Annotated in this window: 1 pseudogene; it reads left to right on the forward strand. The window is 69.6% G+C overall.

Going from position 1 to position 421, the window contains the following annotated elements:
* Positions 1–131: 131 nt before the first annotated feature.
* A pseudogene (locus BIV57_RS23195) lies at positions 132–421 on the forward strand (DUF4913 domain-containing protein); the annotation flags it as partial.

The following is a 421-nucleotide window of genomic DNA, read 5'->3' on the forward strand; positions in this document are numbered from 1 at the left end:
ACCAACATCGATGAGCCCGGGAGGACCTCGTGCCCGCTTCCACCCCGCCCGCCGCGCCCGACCCCGAATCCGCGCCCGACGCGGACCAAGGGGTGCTTGAACCCGAGGCTGCTCCTGCCGAGGACGGTCCCATGGACTTCCAGGACGTGAAGGACCTGGAGGCCTACGTCAACCAGCTCGCATCCTCCCTCAGCCAGCACGGCCAGCTCCTCGACGCCCTGGCCAACGAGGAGCAGGATCACAGCCCCGGCGATGCCACCGGCAGCGGCCCGGTGGACTCGGCTGGCGCTGATCAGGATCCGTCTGCGGGTGGACCGGGCGCACTGTCGATCATGGCCATGAAGGGCGAGGCCTACCAGCAGGAACTTGCGGCTCTCGCCCGATGGGTCGACGGACTCCTGCTCCCCGTCTACGGCCGCGA

This window comes from Mangrovactinospora gilvigrisea, assembly GCF_001879105.1.
GTDB classification, from domain to species: domain Bacteria; phylum Actinomycetota; class Actinomycetes; order Streptomycetales; family Streptomycetaceae; genus Mangrovactinospora; species Mangrovactinospora gilvigrisea.